The sequence below is a fragment of the Streptomyces polyasparticus genome (assembly GCF_014493765.1).
GTDB classification, from domain to species: Bacteria; Actinomycetota; Actinomycetes; order Streptomycetales; family Streptomycetaceae; genus Streptomyces; species Streptomyces polyasparticus.
On sequence record NZ_JACTVJ010000012.1, the window covers coordinates 72106 to 94680 of the forward strand.

General features: G+C 70.3%; 21 protein-coding genes. 13 read left to right on the forward strand and 8 right to left on the reverse strand.

What is annotated here, in order from left to right; translation table 11 throughout:
- Positions 1–45 precede the first annotated feature (45 nt).
- On the forward strand, positions 46–2739 hold the full coding sequence (ppdK, locus tag H9Y04_RS24880; protein WP_187816241.1) for a pyruvate, phosphate dikinase: 2694 nt from the start codon (positions 46–48) through the stop codon (positions 2737–2739).
- A gap of 67 nt (positions 2740–2806) precedes the next feature.
- Entirely contained in the window at positions 2807–3331 is a 525-nt protein-coding gene (locus tag H9Y04_RS24885) for a P-loop nucleotide/nucleoside kinase family protein (RefSeq protein WP_187816242.1), read from the forward strand.
- Between the two features lie 70 nt (positions 3332–3401).
- On the opposite strand, the gene H9Y04_RS24890 is transcribed toward H9Y04_RS24885, so the two are convergent.
- Positions 3402–4241, reverse strand: coding sequence for an SDR family oxidoreductase (locus H9Y04_RS24890; RefSeq protein ID WP_187816243.1), 840 nt, complete (start codon positions 4239–4241; stop codon positions 3402–3404).
- A gap of 92 nt (positions 4242–4333) precedes the next feature.
- Between H9Y04_RS24890 and H9Y04_RS24895 the strand changes: the two genes are divergently transcribed.
- From H9Y04_RS24895 to H9Y04_RS24935, 9 genes are all read left to right on the forward strand, one after another.
- Positions 4334–4894, forward strand: a complete 561-nt coding sequence (locus H9Y04_RS24895) for a uridine kinase family protein (RefSeq protein ID WP_187816244.1) — start codon at positions 4334–4336, stop codon at positions 4892–4894.
- Positions 4895–5036: 142 nt separating this feature from the next.
- Positions 5037–5234 (forward strand): DUF6011 domain-containing protein, encoded by a 198-nt coding sequence (locus H9Y04_RS24900; RefSeq protein WP_187816245.1) that lies wholly within the window; start codon positions 5037–5039, stop codon positions 5232–5234.
- Between the two features lie 146 nt (positions 5235–5380).
- On the forward strand, positions 5381–6523 hold the full coding sequence (locus H9Y04_RS24905) for an MFS transporter (protein WP_187816478.1): 1143 nt from the start codon (positions 5381–5383) through the stop codon (positions 6521–6523).
- Positions 6524–6761: 238 nt separating this feature from the next.
- Positions 6762–7595: a PIG-L family deacetylase gene (locus H9Y04_RS24910; RefSeq protein ID WP_187816246.1), complete on the forward strand. Its 834-nt coding sequence runs from the start codon at positions 6762–6764 to the stop codon at positions 7593–7595.
- A 115-nt stretch (positions 7596–7710) separates the two neighbouring features.
- Positions 7711–8376 (forward strand): helix-turn-helix transcriptional regulator, encoded by a 666-nt coding sequence (locus H9Y04_RS24915; protein WP_236071360.1) that lies wholly within the window; start codon positions 7711–7713, stop codon positions 8374–8376.
- Positions 8377–8423: 47 nt separating this feature from the next.
- Positions 8424–8963 (forward strand): DUF3291 domain-containing protein, encoded by a 540-nt coding sequence (locus tag H9Y04_RS24920; protein WP_187816247.1) that lies wholly within the window; start codon positions 8424–8426, stop codon positions 8961–8963.
- A 257-nt stretch (positions 8964–9220) separates the two neighbouring features.
- On the forward strand, positions 9221–11233 hold the full coding sequence (locus H9Y04_RS24925; RefSeq protein WP_368858441.1) for an ATP-binding protein: 2013 nt from the start codon (positions 9221–9223) through the stop codon (positions 11231–11233).
- Positions 11234–11569: 336 nt separating this feature from the next.
- On the forward strand, positions 11570–12751 hold the full coding sequence (locus H9Y04_RS24930; RefSeq protein ID WP_308801087.1) for a ThiF family adenylyltransferase: 1182 nt from the start codon (positions 11570–11572) through the stop codon (positions 12749–12751).
- Positions 12748–13398 (forward strand): GNAT family N-acetyltransferase, encoded by a 651-nt coding sequence (locus H9Y04_RS24935; protein ID WP_187816249.1) that lies wholly within the window; start codon positions 12748–12750, stop codon positions 13396–13398. The genes H9Y04_RS24930 and H9Y04_RS24935 overlap by 4 nt, the downstream gene beginning before the upstream one ends.
- A 118-nt stretch (positions 13399–13516) precedes the next feature.
- Here H9Y04_RS24935 and H9Y04_RS24940 read toward each other — a convergent pair whose 3' ends face one another.
- The 6 genes from H9Y04_RS24940 to H9Y04_RS24965 form a co-directional block, all read right to left on the reverse strand.
- Positions 13517–14956 carry an alpha-L-fucosidase gene (locus H9Y04_RS24940; RefSeq protein ID WP_187816250.1) on the reverse strand — a complete coding sequence of 480 codons (1440 nt, stop codon included), beginning with the start codon at positions 14954–14956 and terminating at the stop codon, positions 13517–13519.
- Between the two features lie 254 nt (positions 14957–15210).
- Positions 15211–16023: a DUF11 domain-containing protein gene (locus H9Y04_RS24945; RefSeq protein WP_187816251.1), complete on the reverse strand. Its 813-nt coding sequence runs from the start codon at positions 16021–16023 to the stop codon at positions 15211–15213.
- A 303-nt stretch (positions 16024–16326) separates the two neighbouring features.
- On the reverse strand, positions 16327–16788 hold the full coding sequence (locus H9Y04_RS24950; RefSeq protein WP_236071362.1) for a barstar family protein: 462 nt from the start codon (positions 16786–16788) through the stop codon (positions 16327–16329).
- A 209-nt stretch (positions 16789–16997) separates the two neighbouring features.
- Positions 16998–17462, reverse strand: a complete 465-nt coding sequence (locus H9Y04_RS24955; RefSeq protein ID WP_214661585.1) for a peroxiredoxin — start codon at positions 17460–17462, stop codon at positions 16998–17000.
- A 43-nt stretch (positions 17463–17505) separates the two neighbouring features.
- The gene (locus H9Y04_RS24960) at positions 17506–17883 is read right to left on the reverse strand and encodes a hypothetical protein (RefSeq protein ID WP_187816252.1); all 378 of its coding nucleotides are present in this window, start codon (positions 17881–17883) and stop codon (positions 17506–17508) included.
- 139 nt (positions 17884–18022) lie between these two features.
- On the reverse strand, positions 18023–18400 hold the full coding sequence (locus H9Y04_RS24965; protein ID WP_187816253.1) for a hypothetical protein: 378 nt from the start codon (positions 18398–18400) through the stop codon (positions 18023–18025).
- Positions 18401–18483: 83 nt separating this feature from the next.
- Here H9Y04_RS24965 and H9Y04_RS24970 point away from each other — a divergent pair, with 83 nt between their 5' ends.
- A complete protein-coding gene (locus tag H9Y04_RS24970; protein WP_236071364.1) occupies positions 18484–19317 on the forward strand; it encodes a hypothetical protein in 834 nt (277 codons plus the stop codon).
- A gap of 211 nt (positions 19318–19528) precedes the next feature.
- Positions 19529–20770: an acyl-CoA dehydrogenase family protein gene (locus H9Y04_RS24975; protein ID WP_187816254.1), complete on the forward strand. Its 1242-nt coding sequence runs from the start codon at positions 19529–19531 to the stop codon at positions 20768–20770.
- Positions 20771–20779: 9 nt separating this feature from the next.
- On the opposite strand, the gene H9Y04_RS24980 is transcribed toward H9Y04_RS24975, so the two are convergent.
- The gene (locus tag H9Y04_RS24980; protein ID WP_308801088.1) at positions 20780–22561 is read right to left on the reverse strand and encodes a SpoIIE family protein phosphatase; all 1782 of its coding nucleotides are present in this window, start codon (positions 22559–22561) and stop codon (positions 20780–20782) included.
- Positions 22562–22575 lie beyond the last annotated feature (14 nt).

Consider the following 22575-nt stretch of genomic DNA (forward strand, 5'->3'; position numbering starts at 1 on the left):
CGAGTACGGCCGGCGCCGCAGTGCCCAGCTGAGGAGTCCAGCGTCATGGTCCGTTACGTGTACGACTTCCACGAGGGCGGCCGTGAACTGGCCGGCCTGCTCGGTGGCAAGGGGGCGAACCTGGCCGAGATGACCCGGCTGGGTCTGCCGGTGCCGCCGGGATTCATCGTCTCCACCGAGGCCTGCCGGGCCTTCCTCACCACCGGCGCCGCACCGGACGGCATGTCCGGTGAGGTCGCCCGGTACCTCGCCGCGCTGGAGGAATCCGCGGGGCGGCGCCTGGGACAGCCCGACGATCCGCTGCTGCTTTCCGTACGGTCCGGGGCCCGCTTCTCCATGCCCGGCATGATGGAGACGGTGCTCGACGTCGGCCTCGACGACGACTCCGTGCAGGGCCTTGCCAAGACCTCCGGCAACGAGCGTTTCGCCTGGGACTCCTACCGCCGTCTTGTGCAGATGTTCGGCAGCACGGTCATGCACGTCGACTCGGCCCTGTTCGAGCAGGCCATGGCCTCGCTCAAAGCCGGCCGGGGCGTCCCCGACGACGTCCACCTCGACGCCGGCGACCTGGCCCAACTCGTGGACACGTACAAGAAACTGATCCACGAGCAGACCGGCGAACACTTCCCGCAGTCCCCCGCGGAACAGCTGCGCCGGGCGATTGTGGCCGTCTTCGAGTCCTGGAACGGGGAGCGGGCCCGCCTGTACCGGCGGCGCGAGCACATCCCGGAGGACCTCGGCACCGCGGTCACCGTGCAGCGCATGGTGTACGGCAATCTCGGGCCGGACTCCGGCAGCGGGGTCGCCTTCACCCGTGACCCGGCCACCGGCCGAGCCGGCCTGTACGGCGACTATCTGTCCAACGCCCAGGGCGAGGACGTGGTCGCGGGCATCCGCAACACGGTGCCGCTCGCCGAGCTCGAGCGCCTGGACGCACGCTCGTACCGGCTGCTGCGCACCCATCTGCGGACCTTGGAGCAGCACTACCGGGACCTGTGCGACGTCGAGTTCACCATCGAACGCGGGACGCTGTGGATGCTGCAGACCCGGGTCGGCAAGCGCACCGCCGAGGCGGCGTTCGCGATCGCCGCCCAGCTGGTCACTGAAGGGCTCATCACCGCCGAGGAGGGCCTGGCCCGGGTGAGCGGCGACGGTCTGGCGCGGCTGATGTTCCCCCGCTTCGACCCCCGTGCCACGGGAGAGGTCCTCGCGCGCGGGCTTCCCGCCTCGCCGGGCGCCGCGGTGGGCGCGGTGGTCTTCGACTCCGCCGAGGCCGTACGGCGCGCAGCGGCCGGCGAGCAGGTCGTGCTGGTACGGCAGGAGACCACCCCCGACGACCTTCCGGGCATGGTCGCGGCTCAGGCCGTGCTGACCAGCCGGGGCGGCAAGACCAGCCACGCGGCGGTCGTCGCCCGCGGCATGGGCAAGGTCTGCGTGTGCGGCGCCGAGGAGCTGACCGTCGACACCAGTGCGCGCCGGTTCACCACGCGCGACGGCACCGTCGTCCAAGAGGGCGAGCTCATCTCGGTGGACGGCTCGGCGGGCGCCGTGTACCCGGGAGCGGCCGCGCTCATCCCGTCCGAGGTCATGCACTACTTGGAGAGCGGCGACCAGAGCGAGGCGGCTGCGGTGGTACGCGCTGTCGCCGGCGCCCTGCAACAGGCCGACGGCGTACGGCGGATGGAGGTGCGCGCCAACGCCGACACCCCCGAGGACGCCGCCCGTGCCCGCCGGTTCGGCGCCCAGGGCATCGGTCTGTGCCGTACGGAGCACATGTTCCTGGGCGAGCGCCGCAAGCTGGTCGAGGAAATGATCCTCGCCGGGTCGGACGCGCGGCGCGCCCGCGCGCTGGATGCTCTGCTGCCTCTGCAACGGCAGGACTTCATCGGCATTCTGGCGGCGATGGACGGTCTGCCGGTCACCATCCGGCTGCTCGACCCGCCCCTGCACGAGTTCCTGCCGGACCGCACCGAACTCGCCGTGCGGGTCGCATCCGCCGAGGCCCGCGGCGAGTCGGCGGACCCGCACGACGTCGAACTCCTCGACGCCGTCAGCCATATGCACGAGGAGAACCCGATGCTCGGGCTGCGCGGGGTCCGCCTCGGTCTGGTGGTCCCCGGTCTCGTGGCCATGCAGGTACGGGCGATCGCGGAGGCGGTCGTCGAACGCACCCGGGCCGGCGGCTTCCCACGCGCCGAGATCATGGTGCCGCTGGTGGGCGCCGTCGAGGAACTGCGCATCGAGCGCGCGGAGGTGGAGCGCGTACTCGCCCAGGTCAGCGAGGAATCCGGGATCCCCGTCTCCTGTCCGGTCGGCACCATGATCGAACTGCCGCGGGCGGCCCTGACGGCGGGACGGATCGCCGAGCAGGCGGAGTTCTTCTCCTTCGGCACCAACGACCTCACCCAGACCACGTGGGGGTTCTCCCGCGACGACGTCGAGGCGGCGTTCTTCTCCGCCTATCTCGACAAGGGTGTCTTCGCCGCCTCACCCTTCGAGACGCTCGACAGGGAGGGGGTCGGCCGGCTGGTCGAGCTCGCCGTCGCCGAGGGCCGCGCCGCCCGGCCCGGTCTGAAGATCGGTGTCTGCGGCGAGCACGGTGGGGATCCGCAGTCCGTGCACTTCTTCCACGCCGCCGGGCTCGACTACGTGTCCTGCTCGCCGTTCCGTGTCCCGGTCGCGCGTCTGGAGGCGGGGCGTGCCGCGCTGGCGCCGACGGCGGACAGCGACAGCAGGTGAACCGACGTCGTCACGCTGCTGGTCAAACTCGGTGTACTGCACAGGCCGGGGCTGTCAAGATCGGCACGTGACGACCTTGTTCCTGATGGTCGGCCTGCCCGGGGCCGGCAAGACCACACGGGCCCGGCAGCTCGCCGAAGAGCACGGCGCGCTGCGCATGACGCCCGACGACTGGATGATCCCGCTGTTCGGCACAGCGGAGGCGGACGGGAAGCGCGACGTGCTGGAAGGGCGGATGCTCTGGCTCGCGCTGGAGGCGGTGCGGCTCGGCACGGATGTCGTGGTGGACTACGGCTGCTGGTCCCGCGCCGAGCGGTCCGCCATCCACTGGCTGGCGAAGGCCGAGAACGCCGCCTTCCGCATGGTCTACCTGCCGGTGGACCCCGAAACCCAACGCGCCCGGATCGCCCGGCGCTTGGCGACCACCCCGACGGAGACGCTGCCGATCTCCGACGCCGACATCCTGCACGGGCGGGCGCACTTCGAGGAGCCCGATACGACGGAGCTCGACGGGCAGACGACCGACAACCCGCCTCGCGGATGGACGACTTGGCGGGAGTGGGCGGCCGACCGGTGGCCTTCGTTCGCGTGACGGGGCGGCCGCCAGGTGGCCTTCGTTCCCGTGACGGGGCGGCCCGGTCGGTCTCGTTCGCGTGGCTGCTTCAGCCGCCGGGCCGGTCGTCCGGGCGCAGGAACTGGCGGGCGCCGCGCAATGCGGTGGGCAGGTGTTGCTCGGTCGCGTGGCACTGCAGGCGTACGTCGAGTGCGCCCGGGTGCGCGCTGTCGGCTCGTCGGCCGGCGCGGAGCCGGGATGGGTCGAGGCCGTCGCGCCGGGCGATCAGGGTGCCGAGTTCGTGGCGGCTCAGGGCGTCGGTCCCGCCGAGATGGCACGTACCGGTCAGGTCGCCCGTTGCCAATGCGAGGAGGGCGGCGGCCAGATCGTCGACGTGTACGGGGCAGCGGATGTCGTCGGTGAACAGGGCGCCTTCGACGGCGCCGGAGGCGAGTTGATGCACGAGGCGCTCATGGACGGAGCGACCGTGGCCGATGATCAGTGAGGTGCGGGCGACGAGGGCGCGGGGATGGACGGCCATGATCCCGGTCTCCGCGGCTGCCTTGGCCGCACCGTACGGGGTGATCGGATCGGGCAGGGCGGACTCGGCGTAGTGCACGTCGACGCCGGAGAACACGGCGTCGCTGGAGACCTGGACCATCCGAGCCCCGTGCGCGACCGCGGCCATCGCGAGGCGGACGGGGCCCGTCGCTGTGACCTCCCAGTCGGCACCGCCGCTCGATGCGTTCACGACGAGGTCGGGGCGTACCTCGGCCATGACAGCTTCCACGCGCCGCTGATCGCGCAGATCCAGGGGGTACCAGCCTGCGTGGGACGCGTCGCCGGGTTTCGTCGCGTACGTTGCGGCCGTGAGGTGACCGGCCGAGGTCGCCTGCCGGACGAGCTCAGTGCCCAGAAAGCCGCTGCCGCCGACGATCAGGACGGTCATGGGCGGCCACGACCAACCGGCTTGCTGTGCGGGCCCGGCTCGCCCGTCATCGTGTGCACGCCCTTGATACGGGCTCGTTCAGAATGCATCGCATGCTGGTGACACTGACCGGAGGAGCCGGCGCGGGCAAGACCACCCTCGCGGCCGCGCTGGCGGCGTCCGCTCCTCGGACGTCCGTCCACGTACTCCACGGCGACGACTACTACTTCCCGACGCCCGAGCATGGCATCTGGGCACCCGACGACTCCGGCATCCCGCGGCTCGACGTCGGCGATCCGCGGTCCCTGGACTTCGCGCGTCTGTCCCGGGACGCCGATGCCGCGCTGGTCCGCTCAGCCGTCGTCATCGTCGACGGATTGTTCGCCCGCCTCCTCGACCTCGGGACGCCGTGCGCGCGGTTCGACGTGTTCGTGGACCTGCCTGCCGATCTCCGTCTGGTCCGCAAGATCCAGCGCAAATGCCTGCAGGGGAACTTCCCGCTCGACGTCCTTCTGGCCAATTACCTGAACCACCGCCGCAGCGCCCACGAGCAGCACATCGAGCCTCTGCGCGACACCTGCGACCTGACCGTCGACGCCCACCGTTCCGCCGACAGCCTCGCGCGGCAGATCTGGACGGCTGTCACGGCCGCGCATCCCTCGCCCCGCTCCTGACGGCTGCTGCCGAGCGGGCACGAACCTGTCCGGAGATACGCGGAGGAGGTTTTGCGGGCGTGGGTGAGCTCGGCCGAGAATGCTCGTACGTCAGGCATCGGCAGGAGATGCCGTACTCGCGGAACCGATACGGATGGTGCCGATGGACCGTCAGGAAGTACTTCCCGCCGAGCTCGACGGGACCGGGCGCCGGCCCGTGTACTGCCGCGGCCCGCTCTGCCGCCGCGAACTCACCGATCCCCAGTCCAGAGCCCGCGGCTACGGTCCCGAATGCGACCCCGACACCCGCAACGGCCACGCGCGCCGCGACATCGACCAGGACCCGCTCCCCGGTCTGTAGCGGCGAACCCTCCGGCCGCGGCGTGCGGCACCGCCATACGGAGCAGCACCGAGCGCGAGTCTCCCGCCGCTGCCTAGCGTGGAGACGTGGACCGACCCAGCGATGACGCCCCGCGCACACCTGCCGCCGCGTACCGGAATCTCATCATGGCGACGCTCGGGTTCACCCTGACGTTCTGGGCCTGGGACCTGATCGCGCCCTTGGCCGGCGGCTACAACGACCGGCTGGGACTCAGCTCCTTCCAGCAGTCGTTGCTGGTCGCCGTGCCCGTCCTCGTCGGCTCGCTGGGCCGGATCCCTGTCGGTGCGCTCACCGACCGGTACGGGGCGCGGGTGATGTTCCCGATCGTGTCCGCGCTCACCGTCGTACCGGTGCTGCTGCTGATCCCCGCCCGGGACTCCTATGTCGCTCTCCTCGGCGCGGGGTTCCTTCTCGGTCTGGGCGGTACGACCTTCGCGATCGGTGTTCCGCTGGTCAACTCCTGGTTCCCGCCCGCCCGCCGCGGGTTCGCCATCGGCCTGTTCGGCATGGGGACGGGCGGTGTGGCGCTGTCCGGCTACTTCACGCCGCGGATCGCCAAGCACGGCGAGAACCTGCCGTTCCTCGTCGTGGCGGCGGCGCTCGCCGTCTTCGCGGTGCTCGCCGCGCTGCTCATCACCGACAACCCCGACCGCACGATCCCCTCCGCCTCGCTCCCCCAACGCCTCGCGGGGGCCGGGCGCTTGCGGGTCACCTGGGAGCTGTCCGCGCTGTATGCGATCGGCTTCGGCGGAGTGGTCGCGTTCGGTGTGTATCTGCCGACGTATCTCAAAACCTGGTACGACCTGGCGCCCACGGACGCAGGGACGAAGGCCGCGGGCTTCGCTGTGGTCACCGTCCTTGCGCGGCCGCTCGGCGGCTGGCTGGCCGACCGGATCCATCCCGCGACCGTCACCGCCTGGGCTCTGGCCGTCGTGGCGGTGTTCGCCGTGATCCAGGCCTTCGACCCGCCGCTCGCCCCGCTCGGCACCGTGTGCTTCCTGTCCATGGCCGCCGGTCTCGGTGCGGCCGGCGGCAGCGTCTTCGCCCTGGTCGCCCAGGTCGCGCCGCCGGCGCAGGTCGGCAGCGTGACCGGCATCGTCGGCGCCGTCGGCGGCCTCGGCGGGTTCGTCCCGCCCCTGGTGATGGGCGCCGTCTACAACGCCAAGGACTCGTACTCGATCGGCTTCATGCTCCTGTCCGACCTGGCGCTCGCCGGCTGCGTCTACGCGTACGGGAGGATGCGCGGTCTGACGCGCACCGGGTCCTGAAGGACGGGCCTTCGCAGTCGACTCCTTTGGCTGCACCCTGATGCCCGGCACCGGGTGGCGGCCGACCGGGAACATCCGGTCCAGGTGCCGTGGTTGCATCAGGCACGAGGCTCCGGGCCCGTGCGGGAGCCCCGCACGGGCCACCAGGTGGTTGGCCTCGCCGCGATCCAGGGATCAGGGGCGCGGGTGCACGCGCCGGGCGCGTGGACGCACAGGTTGTTCTACAGGAGGACTTTTCGTGACCGACCGGCCGTTGACGCTGATGGCAGTACACGCCCACCCCGACGACGAGGCCACAGGAACGGGAGGAGTTCTCGCCAGGTACGCAGCTGAAGGCATTCGCACGGTCCTGGTGACCTGTACCGACGGCGGCTGCGGTGATGGACCAGGGGGCGTCAAGCCAGGTGAGCCCGGACACGATCCGGCGGCCGTCGCCGCGATGCGCCGCGAGGAACTCCAGGCGAGTTGCGACGTCCTGAAGATCAGCGATCTGGAGCTCCTGGACTACGCCGACTCCGGAATGATGGGCTGGCCGGGCAATGACGCTCCCGGCGCCTTCTGGCAGACCCCGGTCGACGAAGCCGCCACCCGGCTCGCGGACCTCATGCGCCACTACCGGCCGGACGTGGTCGTCACGTACGACGAGAACGGCTTCTACGGCCACCCCGACCACATCCAGGCGCACCGCATCACGATGGCCGCGGTGGAGCTGGCCCAGCTGACACCGAAGGTCTACTGGACGACGATGCCCCGCTCGGGCATGCAGCGCTTCGGGGAGATCATGCGGGAGTTCCACCCGGACATGCCGGAGCCGGATCCCGCCGAGGCGGCCGCGATGGCCGAGATCGGCCTGCCCGACGACGAGATCACCACGTGGGTGGACACCACCGCGTTCAGCGACCAGAAGTTCGACGCGCTGGCCGCGCACGCCAGTCAGGGCGAGAACATCTTCTTCCTCAAGATGGGCAAGGAGCGGTTCCGCGAGCTGATGGGCATGGAGACCTTCGTACGCGTCCAGGACGCCACCGGCGCTGCCGTACCCGAGAACGATCTTTTCGCCGGTCTCCGCTGAACCGACGGGCATCGCGCAACCGGCCGACCGGGGGCGCGGTCGCAAGAGGACGGGCCTACGGTGCGGTGCCGTCCGGGCCTCCATTGCGTACGGGCGTTGGTTCTAGAATCATCGAATGAGTCCGATGACTGATGGCGGGGCCGGATACGGCGATCTGGACGTGCTCGGCGTACTGAACGATCCGGTGCGGCGGCAGTTGTACCGGCATGTGGCGGCGGCGCCCGGCGACGTCGGCCGGGACGCCGCCGCCGAGGCGGTCGGGGTGTCCCGTTCACTGGCCGCTCATCATCTGGACAAGCTGGTGGAGGCCGGTCTTCTCGCCGTGGACTACCGGCGGCTGAGCGGCAAGTCCGGGCCCGGGGCGGGGCGGCCCGCGAAGGTGTACCGGCGTGCGGCCGGGGAGTATGCCGTGTCGGTGCCGCCGCGCTCGTACGACGAAGTGAGCCGGGTGCTCGCGGATGTGGTGGAACGGGCCGGACTCGACCGGGAGCTGCAGACGGCGGCGCGGGGGGCGGGGGAAGCGGCGCAGGGGGATCCGGAGGCGGCTCTGGCGGCGCGCGGATACCAGCCGTTCTGGGACGGCGCTGTGCTGCGACTGCGCAACTGCCCCTTCAGGGCGCTGTCCGAGGAGTTTCCCGCGCTGATCTGCGGCATGAATCTGGCCCTGGTGGAGGGGCTTGCGGCTGGCGCCGAGTGGTCCGTGGAGGTGGATCCGTGCGGGGGCGGATGCTGTGTGGCGCTTCAGCGGACCGGTGAGGCAGGCGACGGCGACAAGGTCTAAAAACAATACTCATTGACGTTAGAAGTCGGTCCGGGCATGCTGAGCCCATGACCGATTCCTCGACGCACGCCCCTTCCTCTGTGCCTCCGTCAACGCCCGCGCATGGGTTCCAGCTCGCGCAGGTCAACATCGGACGGTTTGTCGCGCCGGCCGACAGTCCTCAAATAGCCGGGTTCGTCAGCAAGTTGGAGGAGATCAACGCGCTCGCCGACCGCTCCCCCGGCTTCGTCTGGCGGCTGGTCGACGGAAGCGGGATGGACGCAATGGGGCTCCGGCCCGACAGCGACGACGACCTGCTCCAGATCAACTGCTCGGTCTGGGAATCGATCGAGGCCCTCAAGGACTACGTGTATCGCTCGGCGCATCTGGGCCTGCTCACCCGCCGACGGGAGTGGTTCGAGCGCCTGGGCGAGCGGCACCAGGCGATGTGGTGGGTGCCCGCCGGACACCGGCCGACGGTGGCGGAGGCGATGGCGAAGGTGGCATGGATCCGCGAACACGGGCCGAGCCCGCAGGCGTTCGACTTCCGCGACCCGTACCCGATGCCGACGGGCCGGGGGAACGCGACGGCCGTCTCCTCGGCCTGAGTCCGCGGGCGGCTAGCGCCTCGGTCAGGCGGCGCGCAGACGGATCGGACGCTACCGCTTCGGTGTACCGACGTCCGCGAAGGTGTTTCGTAGGCCGCGTGCAAGTGCCAGGATGCCTTGCCGGAGAGTGTTCTCGGCGTGACCCCGCGGGGTGGGGTGGCAAGTGCCGTGGCGTGCGGGCCCGCAGGGCCGGTGCCCCGGACGGAAGCAGCGTCACGGCAAGACCGAGGGCCTGGTAACGGTGGGGAGCGTGGGCCGTGTTCGTCGGGCGGGATCGGGAACTTGCCGAATTACAGAGTGCGTTGAAGGTGCAGCGGCTGATCACGCTGACCGGCACCGCCGGGGTCGGCAAGAGCCGCCTTGCCCGGCAGGTGGTCGAGCTCGAGCAGGCCGCCGGTGGCAGCGACAGTTGCTGGGCCGATCTGTGGCAGCTGTCCGACGAGCGGATGCTCGCAGCCCTGGTCGCGGACGCGTGCGGTTTATCCGATCACACTCCTCGTATGCCGGTGGACGTCATCTGCCAGTGGATCGGCGAGCGCGATCTGCTGATCGTCCTCGACTCCTGCGAGCATGTGCTGCCCGCCTCGCGGCGGTTGGTGGCGACGCTGCTCGACAACTGCCCGCATCTGACGATCCTGGCCACCAGCCGGGAGGTGTTCCATCTCGAAGGCGAGTACGTGGTGGTGGTGGAGCCGCTGCCGTGTGCGACGGACGCCGCGGAGCTCTTCTTGCAACGTGCGGGCCAGATGGGCGTGGTGCCGCAGCCCGGTGAGCTGAACCAGGTGACCGAGCTGTGCACGTATCTCGACGGGCTTCCGCTGGCCCTGGAGCTCGCGGCCGGGGCGCTGCGGCACAGCAGCATCGAGGAGCTGCTGCACCGTCCGCGGCACAATCTGCACCGCGAGGAATCCGATCCGGTGCATCTGCCGGCGCCGCGCCGACACGAGGTGCTGCGTACCGCGCTGGGCTGGAGTCACGAGCTGTGCACGCCCAAGGAGCGGCTGCTGTGGGCCCGGCTGTCGATCGTGCTCGGGCACTTCGACGTGCCGATGGCGGCGGCGCTGTGCGCCGGGGGCCCGCTGACCGCGCGGGACGTCGAGGACGCGCTGGCAGGGCTTGTGGACAAGTCGGTGGTCACCAGCCGCGGCGAGCGCTTTCTGCTGCTCGACACGGTGCGCGAGTACGGGCGGCTGTGGCTCACGCAGCTCGGGGAACTGGACTCGATGGCCACCGCACACGCCACGTACTTCCTCACGCTGGCGCGGCAGGCCGACTCCACGTGGACGAGCGCCGAGCAGACCGGCTGGTACCGCACGATCAAGGACGCCCATCCCGATCTGTGCGCGGCGCTCGACTACCTGCTGCTGCACCGGGTCGACGATGCCCTCGAGCTGGCCACGTTGACCGGCTTCTACTGGACCTGCTGCGGCCATGCCCACACCGCCCAGCAGTATCTGGCCCGCGCCCTGCAGGCCGGCGACAGCGGGCAGCAGATGCACACGAGGCAACGGGCCATCTGGGCGCTGGGGTTGACGCATCTGCTGCAGGGCAATCACGCCACTGGCAACCATCTGGCCCGCCAGTGTCTGGCCCTGGCCCGCAGCGACGAGGACTCGGCCGGACTGTTGCGCGCCGCCTATCTGCAGGCCATGAGCGACCTGTTGCAGGGCAACGCACGTCAGGCACTGGACTTCCTTGACCAGGCCCTGCGGAGCGCGCAGGAGGCGGACGATGCGGAGCCGGCCGGGCACGCGGAGATGATGTGCCGGATGCTGCGGCTGTTCGCGCTCACCGGTGTCGGCCGTCTCGACGAGAGCGAGGCGGCGGCCCGCGCGCTGCGCGTCCAGTGCGTGGTCATGGGCGAGCACTGGATCCGGTCGTACACCGACTACCAGCTGTGCGTGATCGCGCTGCGCGAGCAGCACGGGGAGGCGGCCCTGGAGCACGCCCGCTCGATGCTCGCCTCCAAGCAGCAGATCGGTGACACCTTCGGGATCGCGCTCGGCCTGGACATGTTGGCCGCGGCGTACTCGGCCAGTGGTGACGGGCGCTCCGCGGCACTCGCCTCGGGGGCGGGCCAGCGGCTGTGGGAGGCGGTGGGCCACCCCCAGCGCGGCGCGCCGGACGTCCAGCCTCTGCGCGAGTTCGGTGAGAACACCGCACGCCAGCTGGTCGGCGCCGGCGCGTACGACACCTACCATCGCGCGGCCGCCCACGCGGATCCCGCCGCGATGCTGAAGTGGGCGGCGGGCGGTGAAGCTCCGCTGTAGGCGGACTCGGGGGTGCCGCCCGACGGTTGGGCATCCGGCGATGCGTACTGCCGCGCGATGCGGGTGGGCGGCGTTCCCACCACCGCGTCCCGCATCGACTTCCCGTTGATAAAACGCCAATTGGGCCCGGGGGTAATGCGGCGTACCTCAAAAGGACTCACCCCGAAAACCGATAAGCAGATGACTTGTCGTGCGCCCCTCCCTCTCCCCAAAGGCCCCTTGGGGCGCGGGGCTTGAGGGGGGCGCACGGTAGTGAAAGTCCGCGCATGAATTCGACCGGGCGCGTCTTCCGACGTAAGGGCTTTCCAAGATCGGCCACTGGTAACTTCCGGCATCGTGATCAATTCGTTCAGCGATGCTCCGGGGCACGGACCCTCCACGGCCCCCGGCCCCGGGCACCATGCCGCCGTCCGCCCCGTCCTGTTGCGTCCCAGCGAACCCGACGACCGGGCCGCGCTGAAGGCGCTGCTCGCCTCCGGTTCCGTACGGGAGGTGCATGACCACATCGACGATCAACTCGCGGAGCTGGCGCGCTGTCTGCGCCCGGCCGACGACCTCTCGGGAGCGCGACTCGAAGCTGCCGTGCAAGAACTGACCGACGGCGTCGATCCCGGCCGCTACGGCACGTGGGCCTGGTATCCGTGGTCCGGCCGTCTGGTGCACCTGCTGCCGTGCGAGCAGTTCCGCCGGGTGCGCACCGACCGCAACCGCGACAAGATCACTGCCGCTCAGCAGCAGAGCCTGCTGAAGCGGCGGATCGCGGTGGTCGGACTGTCCGTCGGCAACAGCGCCGCACTCACCTGCGCCATGGAGGGCATCGGAGGATCGTTCCGCCTGGCCGACTTCGACAGCCTCTCCCTGAGCAACCTGAATCGGCTCCGCGCCGGAGTACAGGATCTGGGCCTGCCCAAGACCGTGCTGTGCGCCCGCCAGATGTACGAGATCGACCCCTACCTCGACATCGAGCTGTGGCACGACGGGCTCACCGACGACACCATCGAGTCCTTCTTCGGCGACCCGGAGCACCCGCTCGACCTGCTCGTCGAGGAGTGCGACACCCCCTGGGTCAAGACCGCCGCCCGCGAACACGCGCGCCGGCACCGCGTACCGGTCCTCATGGACGCCAACGACCGCGGCCTGCTCGACGTCGAACGCTTCGACCTCGAGCCGGACCGGCCGCTCTTCCACGGCCGTGCGGGAGACCTGAGCGCCCACGAGGTGCGCGGCCTCGCCCCCGCGGACGCGCTCGCCTACCTGCTGCGCATCTGTGACGAGAGCCGGCTCAGCCCCGCCATGACCGACGCCCTCTCCCGTATCGGCAGCACCCTGTCCAGCTGGCCCCAACTCGCCAGCGGGGTCATGCTCGGCGGCGCCCTGGTCACGGACACCGCACGCCGGATCCTGCTCGGAGACCCCGTCGCATCCGGCCGGTACTACGTGGACCTCGAGTCCCTCATCGCGCCCGCCGGCACTCGCGCCGCGGCTGTCGTACGCCCGATGGCAGGAGCCGCCCAGTGAACCGGCTGCCCGAACTGCACGGCGAGCACCTGTGGTTGCGCGAGCTGCGCGCCACCGACCTGGCGCCCTTCGAGCGCATCCACACCCACCGGCTGCTCACCCGCTACCTCGGTGTCGACCGCATGGACGCCCGACAGGCCCAGGACGCCTTCGCCCAGCATCTCGCCCAGCCCTACACCCATCCGCGGCGCCGGCACACCCTGGCCGTGTGCCCGCCCGGGCAGGACATCATGGTCGGCACGATGGGTCTGCTCATCGAGGAGTACGGCCGCAACGCCATGCTCACCAGTCTGGTGCTGCTGCCCGACGCCCCGGTCCGCGGGCACGGCCACGAAGCGGGACGCCTCCTGATGGCCTACGGGTTCGGACCCCTGGGGCTGCACCGCATCTGGGCCGGCCACCGTTCCGACCACACCCGCATGGAACACGTCATGCGCGCCGCCGGCCTCCACCCCGAGGCCACCCTGCGCCAGTTGTTCCAGACCCAGGGCAACTGGCACGACGTCACCACGTACGCCGCCCTGGCCCCCGAGTGGATCGCGCAGGCCACCCCTGCCGAACGCGACATCCTCGACAGCGCCCGGCCCGGCTACGGTCCCGCCGCCATGCCCGCCCCCACCCTCGGCGAGCGCGCGACCACCGCGTAAGGCCCCTTCGGGGCTCCGGCCCGGTGACGACGGGACACCCCTGTACGGATCCGGGCCGCCGACACCGCCCTCTCGTCTCCTGCATCACCTGCGCCCATCGACGAACCGGACGTGGGCATCAGTCGCGATGCAGCGTCAGCGCGCTGACATGCGGCGTCCCACGAGACGCTGTCACGGTGACGCGTACGTGGTGCGTCGTCACCGGTCGCTGCAGGTGCTGGTAGCGCTGGAAGCCGATACGGGCGTCCAGGTCCGGGATCGGCTCGCCCTTCTCGTTCCATGTGGTGGTGCCGACCCGACGCCAACCTCCTTGCCGGGCGTCCCAGATCTCGATTCTGTAGGACTCCACCCGCTGCCCGTACCGGGCGACGTCCTCGCGCAGGCCGATCCAGTTCAGGGTGACCGGACGGGGCAACCGCCGCTCCACGACCCGGTGGTCGGCGGAGACCGCGGTGCGGGCCGTGCCTGCCAGATCACGACCGAAGACCCGGTCGATCCGCCGCCTCAGTCCGACGGCCCGTTCCACTTGGTCCTCGGGGATTCTCCCCGAGCGGTCGGGCCCGAAGTTCAGCAGCAGGTTGGCGTTGCGGCCCACCGAAGCCGTGTAGATGCGCCACAGCTGTTCCGGGGACTTCTGTCGCTCGCCCGGATTCCAGGACCAGTTGCCGCCCGCGGACATCGGCACGTCCACCTCGGTGGGCAGCCAGAGCAGATGCCGCGCGCCGGCCCATGTCGCACGGTCACCGGGTGCGCCGCCGGGGCTGAGCTGGGGCACTCCGGTGCCGGGACGGTTGCGTACCGCGAGGGTGGACCACTCGCCGCCGACTCGGGCGAAGCCCTGCTCGTTGCCGACCCATCGGATGCCCCATCCGTTGAACATCAGGATCCCGGGCTGGAGCGCCTCCGCCAGGCGGTGCCAGGCCGCGTTGTCGTAGCGCTGGGTCGGGTCGCCGCTCACCCCCGGCGGCGGGACGAATGCGTCCCTGGAGTTGTTGCGCGGGGTGTGCGACGTCCCGTTCTCGTCGAGCCACCACTCCGTGACCGGCCCGTATCCGGTGAGGAGCTCGTACATCTGGCGCAGGTAGACGCAGTTGTACTCGTCGGTCCTGAAGGTGAACGAGGGCTTGCCCGCGACGCGTCGCTCGGGCACGGGGCACGCACGGTTGCCCTTGGCGGCGCTGTATCCGTAGCGGGGATAGCGCGGGTTCCAGCTGCTGCGTTCCACGTTCAGGTCGTGGCGGTTGGGCGGCGAGAAGTAGAAGCCGACCGAGAGGCCCGCGCGGCGCATCGAGTCGGTGAACTCACGCAGCACATCGCCTTTTCCGCTCCGGTACGGGCTGCTCGCGACCGAGTAGGTGCTGTGTGCGCTCGGGTAGAGCAGGAAGCCGTCCCCGTGTTTGACGGTGAGCACCACATGCCGATAGCCGCCGGCGCGGAACGTACGAGCCCACTGGTCGATGTCCAGGCGCGACGGGTTGAAGACGGCTGCGGGAAGCCGTCCGTCGGGGCGGGGCGTGTCCACGAACGTACGCGTGGTGAAGTGTACGAAGGCTGTCAACTGATGCTGCTGCCAGCGGAGTTGGGCGGGGGTGGGCACCACTTGCGATGCCTTGATCTCGCGTACTCGGGGGCTGTCTCCGGGAGACACCGAGATGACCGGGGCGGTCCGGACATCCGCATCCCTGTCTGCCACGGCCGGCCCGGAGAGCAGCAGCGCACAGGCAGCGGCAAGGGCCGACTGCACGGTCCGCACCCGCAGAGTTCGACGCCCGGGAACCCGCCCCGTCATTCCGAGGGCCGTATGGCGGTCCATCAGCGGTCGGCAGTCCGCCCTCGGCGTTTGCGCACGATCCGTGCGGTCAGCAGGCAGGCGACTGCCGCCACCACCGCGGACCCGATCAACATCCCTTTGTACGTGGCCGGTTCACTCGACGCGGCGGTTGCTTCCGATGCCGTGGCGGTGTCCGCGGCCGGCTTGCTGTCGTGGTCCGAGGTGCCGCCGCCTGCCGCGGGCTTTCCGGGTGCGCCGGGCGCGGCGTGAGCTCCTGCGGGGTGCTTCTTCGCCGGGCGGGCGTCCGCCCCGCAGCCGCTGAAGCCGGCCGCTGTTTCCACCCGTACGCATACAGCGCTGCGCGAGCGCGGGGCATCGGCGTCGTCGGAGGGCGGGACGAGGACCGTCGAGCGCAGGGTCGCGGTCTCCTTCGCGTCGAGTCCCATCTGCCAGACCTGCCACTCCTGGTCGACGAAGCCCTCCGGTTCGGAGGACACCACCTTCGCGCCGCCCGGCAGCATCTGCACGATCTCGGTTCCGGGGAAGTCCTGGCCGGTGCGGTTGCGGACGACGACTTCGTACGTGACGCGCTCGGAGCCGTCCGCGGCCGGGGTGCGCCGCTCGGTGCCGAGTGCGCGGACCTTCACGGAGTAGACGTCGGACCCCTGCTTGCCGTGCGGACGCACCTTCACCGTGGGGCCCGCCCCATGGTGGGCATGGGGGTCGCCCACGGGTTCGTTGTGATCGTGATCGGAACCGGTGGCGACCGCGGGAACGGCCGTCACCACACCGGCCGCCAGCGACAGCAGACCGCACACCAGCAGGCGTCGTACGCGCCGGGAATCCATACCCATGTGCCTGACCTCACGGAAGTCGCCAGGCCCCGGCCTTCGGCGACACGCTCGTCAACACGCTCGAACCGGCCCTGGAATCGAACAGATCGAGGTGCATCTTCACCACCGCCCGCCCGGCGGACGCCGCACATGCGGCGCGCCCCGGCCACCACCACCGGTATGGCACCCAGAGCCCACACCAATGGCCGATCGAGGCGGGTGGTGCCGGAGTCCAGTCGGGTCCGTGGCGGTCACGGTGCGTTGCGGGGCCCGCGGCCGACTCCACCGTTCTGTCCGACTCGGAAACCGGGCGCAGCGGCACTTTCAGCACATGAGGACGTCGACGTCGTGCTCGGAGAAGATCTGGAGCAGCACCTCCAGGTCGGCGGCTCCTTCACGGTCCGCTGTGTCATGGCTGATCAGCGCAGAGGTCGCAGCCTCCGAGTTCAGCCACCTCAGGGTGAAGGGAGTCGTGGCGCCGAATCGTCCCCGAAGGCAGTCGTTCACCGCGTCCAGGTTCCACCCGAAGTAGCCTCCGGGTCCGTTGACTGCTTCTCCCAATGCGCAGTAGAGGCCGTCGATGTCGGTGATGTGACGGCCGTCGAGGGTGAACACCTGGCCCGGTGGCGCATCCGCAGGTCGTTTTCTGCGCTGGTACGTCATGGCACACAGCGCAACGGACAGCCACGCCCGCCGGCCTTGCGCGTCAAGGCCGCCCCACATGCCGTTGCGGTTGAGCCGGCCCGTGCGGTGCAACTCCCAGAACGCGGCAGCCAAGGTGATCAAGAGAGGTCAGGAAACCTCCCCGCGGAGAGCAGCCCACGAGTTCGACATGTCGAAGCCCTTCGTGGGACACGAACAGGCCGTTGGCGTCCTGCGAGAACGCCCAGCAATCGCTGTCGTCGTCCTCGTCGCTCAGGGCGTACTTCCATCCCTGGCCGGCACCGTCCACTGCGGATGTCCGCCCTTCCTGAAGATCACTGGGCGTCAAGTCGTCACCGGTGCGCGCGAAGCGCGGCCAAGGCGCGGTCTGCGTGGACTCCCATGCGGATTTCGCTGCGGATCACTTCGAGGACCTTGTGGTCCTGGGCGATGACGAATGTGACGCGCTTCGTCGGTACGAGGGAGAAGCCGCGGGCCACGCCGAACTGCTCCCGTACGGTGCCGTCCGGGTCGGACAGCAGGGGCATGCCGAGGGCGTGGCGCTCGGTGAACTCCTGCTGGCGTGCGACGGGGTCGGAGCTGATGCCCACGGGCTGTGCGCCGACGGCGGCGAACTCCGCTGCGAGATCGCGGAAGTGGCATGCCTCCGCGGTGCAGCCAGGGGTGAGGGCCGCAGGGTAGAAGAAGAGCACGACCGGCCCGTCGGCGAGCAGCTCGGAGAGCGCGCGAGGTGTGCCGGTCGCATCGGGGAGCGTGAAGTCCTCCACCTTGTCGCCGACTTCGATCCGGGTCTTCATGGGCTCTCCTTCGATGATCCCGTCACCCTACTCGCGCCGGTGACTACAGCTCCAGGAGGGGCTCCAGCGCTCGGATCCTGCTGCGGAGATCGTCCAGTGGCAGGGCCCGCTCGCGGTCCACGACGAAGTAGACGAAGATGCCGCCCTCGCGCAGGCGCAGCAGCGGCCGGATGAGGTGCACCTCGCGTTCCAGGGTGATGAGCATGTCCTCGACACTCTCCGGCCGGTAGCCGAGGAGCTCCAGCGTGTAGAGCTTGGCCCGCATCACATCGCTGTCGCCGAAGGCGACCTTGTCCATGTCCGGTCCCCGGCCGAGGTCACGTGCTCCCAGAACTCTGCGTTGCTGGAAGTCGACGACCGCGGCACCGGTGACTCCTGCGATCTCCAATGCCGAATCCAAGAACGTCTCGACAGAGGTCATCCATACGCACCTTTCCCGCAAAAACCTGTCCAACGAGTGAGGGGAAGGGACTCGACGGAGACCCGGAGCGCACATTAGCGGAAACGCCCGGTCATTCCGTACGCGATGGCGGACACCGATCCGAAAATCGAGACGACGGTCATGTGATCCAACGGACGGCAGCCTCATAGGTGTTGGACGGGGTGCTGCTGAAGGCGATGGCCGCGTCGGGCGCGTGCCGGCGGATCAGGTTGATCAGCTGCTCGAAGAGGCCGAGCAGGTCGTCCGCGTGCCGAAGGCCGCCACCGACGACGACGCACTCCCACGGGTGAGCGCGCAGCGCCTGTTCGGCGACCGCCGGCACGTCCTCGCTGCCGTCCACCCCAACCAGACAGGTCTCGACGCCCACGCCATGCTCGGCGAACTTCGCGAGCCCCGCCTCGATTCCCTTGGCGATCGGCTCGGGGTCCCAGAGTCCGGGCGTCCGGTGGGGGTCGAGGCCGATGACGAGGACACGGGGTATGGGGGCGCTCTGCATGCCTGGACGATACGTGTCGCACCGCTGGGCGTCATCAAATCCCGGAGAGGACCGCCGCGGGCTGTTCGCTAGCATCCCGGCGCATGACGAAGCGGGCGTGGCGGCTGAGTGCGGTGGCAGTGCTTGCGGCGCTGTGCGTCTCCGGTGCGGGAGGGCCGGCCGTCATCCGTACGGCGTCGGATCTCGGCCCTCTGCCGGCCGACCGCTATGACTACACGGCGCAGGACTTCCAGCGAGAGCTGCAGGTGAGAGCGCTGCTCGTGCGGCAGTGCATGGCGGAGCGCGGGCATCCGGACTTCCCGCTCGACCCCCGCGACCCCACCGATCCGCTCCAGCTCGTTGCGGTCGGCACCGATTACGGGGTGCTGGATCTCCGGGCCGTTCGCCGCTGGGGCTACGGCTGGGATCCGGCGGAGTCCGGGACCCTGGAGCCGAAGGGGCGCAGAATGACGGACGCCGAGTACGCGGACCACCCGGCCTACAGCGCCGAGGCGGAGCGGCGGCTGATGCGCGGCATCGACGTCAAGCGGGACTGGCTCTACGCGAACACCCGGGCTGTCGAGATCGACAAGGCCGTCAAGCGCGACCCGCGCCTGCGGGCGGCGTGGGAGAAGTGGTCCGGCTGTGTGGCGGAGAAGGGGTTCAAGCGGTACCCCGACCCCGTTGCCGCGTACACCGACTCCGCGTGGCAGCGGGGCGATGACGGCAACACCCGGCACACACCGCGGGAGCGGGCCACCGCCACCGCGGACGTGCTGTGCAAGCTCCGCCACCGCACGGCCGAGATCTGGCACGCGGTCCGGGCGCAGAAACAGGACGCGGACATCGCCCAGCACCGTGACCGCTATGCCGATGGGCTCGAGGCGCTGCGCACGTATCGTGCCGCCGTCGCCGAGGTGTTGGACGACCTCGGCTAGCCACACGCCGACAACCCATCGCTCCATCGTCGGCCGTCACGCGTCCACGCCTGCGTATTGCGGGGCAACGTCCCCATCGGCCCCTTGAGTCCACACGCACCAGACCGGTGCACTTGCATCTGTAAGTGCACATGTTCTTGCAGGCGTGCTTGCAGATGTACGCACACGGGCCCACCATGACAGCGGCAGCACACCAAATCCCCTCGGAGGCATGGGAGTTGTGTTGATATCGACGCAGGCTCGGTTACCGGTGACCCCCACGGTCAGCGGATGCTTCACCAGTGCTCGTCACGAGCGGCTTCGCGAGCACGTCAGAGGGTTCGCCGAAAGCGAGATACGCCCCCGGATCGCCGCGATGGAGACCGCCCGCACCGTCCAGCACGAGCTGTCACGCGAGATCGCCCGGCAGGGCTGGATCGGAGTGACCGTCCCCGCCGCGTACGGCGGTATGGAAGCCGGGCATCTCGCCAAGACCGTCATCATCGAGGAACTCTCGCGGGTCAGCGCCGCGATGGGGGCGATGGCGCAGGCCTCCCAGCTGGGCGTGGCGAAGATCCTCCACTACGGCAACGAGGTGCAGCAGAAGACCTGGCTGCCGGCCATCGCCGCCGGCGAGTGTCTGCCGACGATCGCGGTGACGGAGCACGGGTCGGGCGGGCACGTGCTCGGGATGTCCGCCACCGCGGTGCGCGACGGCGACGACTACGTGCTCGACGGCCGCAAGGTGTACGTCGGCAACAGCCATGTCGGGGACCTGCACGGCGTGGTCGTGCGCACCGGTCCGGGGTCGGGCGGGCTCACGGCCTTTCTGGTGGAGGGCGACCGGCCCGGCTGCACTGTGGCCGCGGAGCAGCCCACGCTGGGGCTGCACGGCTTCAGCTTCGGCGAGCTCGTCTTCGACAACTGCCGGGTCCCCGCGGCGAATCGGCTCGGTGAGGAAGGTGACGGCCTGGCTGTCGCGTATGCGTCGAGTGTGCTCTACGGACGCGCGAATCTCACTGCTGTCTCGCTGGGCATCCACCAGGCGCTGGTCGAGGAGACGAGCCGGTTCTGCACCGAGAGGGAACGTTACGGCAAGCCGCTGTACGCGCTTCCCAACATCAAGATCAAGCTGGGGCAGATGCAGTCCCGTCTGATGACCGCGCGGCTGACCGCGTATCACGCCGTACATCTGCTGGACCAAGGGCTGCCGTGTGACGTGGAGTTGATGAACGCCAAGGTGGTGAATGTGGAGACCGCGCTGGACTCGGCGCGTGACGCGATGGAGATCCATGCGGCCGCGGGTCTGTTCACCGACCGGCCGATCGAGCGGTTCCTGCGCGACGCCCACCATATGTACGCCCCGGCGGGCACGTCCGATGTCCAGCACCTGCGTCTGGCCGAGCATGCCCTCGGGGTGGCGAAGGGCAGTTGGTCCTCCGTGCATGCCGTGGAGCCTCGGTGCGCCGGGTGAGCGTCGGGCTCAGGCGGTGCGGGCCCGGGCCGCCAGGAGCGCGATGTCGTCGGTGCCTTCCGGCGCGAGGGCGGAGAGGGTCTGGTCGAGGAAGGTGTTGAGCGGCCCGGTGGTGTCCGGGCCGAGGTCGGTCAGGCGTTTCAGGGAGGCGTCGATGTCCTCGTCGCGGCGCTCGATGAGGCCGTCCGTGTACAGGAGCAGGATGCCGTCGTCCAGGCACTCGGTCGTGGTGTGCGGATAGCGGCCGAGGCCGGTGCCGAGCGGCGGCCCCACCGGTACGGGGACGAGGGAGGCCCGGCCCTGCGGGCTGAACCAGACGGGTGGCAGGTGGCCGGCGCTGGCGTACGAGGCGGTGCGGTTGCGCAGGTCGGCGAGGACCAGGAGGCAGGTGGCCACGCGGTCGAATCCGGAGTCGGCGACCATGCGGTCGGCGTGGCGCAGGATCTCGTGCGGGGGCAGTCCCGTCTGGGCCAGGGCGCGGAGCATGGAGCGGTAGTGGCTCATGGCGACCGCGGCCTCGACACCGTGGCCCATCACGTCGCCGATGGCCAGGAGGCCGCGGCCGTCGTCGAGGGCGACGGTGTCGTACCAGTCGCCGCCGACCAGGAGCTGGTTGTCGGCGGGCAGATAGCGGGCCTCGGTGTCCAGGGCGGGCAAGGCGCGGCCCGGCTCTGCGAGCAGGGCGCGCTGCAGTTCCAGGGCCATGGCGTGTTCGCGGTTGAAGCGCAGGGTGCGTTCGAGGGCGCGGCCCGTGCGGGCGGCCAGTTGCCGGGCCACGACGGCGTCGTCGCTGGAGAACGGCGGGGAGGTGCCGGCGCGGGCGAGGGAGAGCGTGCCTAGGACGTGCCCGTCGGCGGCGAGCGGGACGACCAGGGCGGAGTGGATGCCTGCCGCGAGGTAGGCGTCGGCGAGTTCGGGCTGGGCCGCCAGGGCGCGCCATTCGGGTGGGGACAGGCGGTTGCGCAGCCAGGACCGCCCCGACTCCAGACACTGGCGGATCGCGGCGCCCGGCTGGTAGTCGATGTAGCTGCCCGCCGGTCCCGAGAGCCCTGGCACATGCCCGAGCTCGGGGCGTACCGCGAGGGCCGTGCGCCGCAGCCTCAGCACGCCTTTCGGCGCGGGTTCGTGGGCTGCTGATGCCTCGTCGGGGCGCAGCTCCACGCCGGCGGCGTCGGCGAGTCCGGGAACGGCGGCGTCGGCCAGTTCCTGGCAGGTCGTGGCCACGTCCGTCGTCGTGCCGATCTTCGCGACCGCCGCGTCGAGCAGGGCCAGGCGCTGATGGGCGCGCTCCAGCTCGTGGAGGTACTGGCGCGGTCCGCTGACTTCGAGACCGATCCCGACCAGGGCGACCGCCCGGCCCTCGCGGTCGTTGATGCGGTGGTACGTGGCGCGCCACTCGCGGCGCCGGTACGGGGAGTCGGCCCGGGTCCGCCCGGCGAGGATCATCTGGCGTGGTCGGCCGTCGGTGAGCACCGCGCGCAGCAGCTCGTCGGAGCGCTTTACCTGCGGAATCACGTCGGCGGGGGTGCGTCCCAGGTGCGCCTCGGCCGGCAGGCCGGTCATGTGGGCCAGGTGCGGATTGACGTACCGGTAGCGCAGCTCCGTGTCGAAGACGGCGATCCCGGCCTCCGTGCCCTCCAGGACGCCGCGCAGCAGGGCGATCGCGTCGCCGACCGCGGGGTCGGCCGGTCCGACGGCGGCGAGAATGGCCTCCCAGTCGAACGCCGGGGAATGGCACAGCCCCGGAGCGTCGACCGCCCCGCGTCCGCTGCCCGCCTCCTGGTCACGCACTTGTCCATGATCGA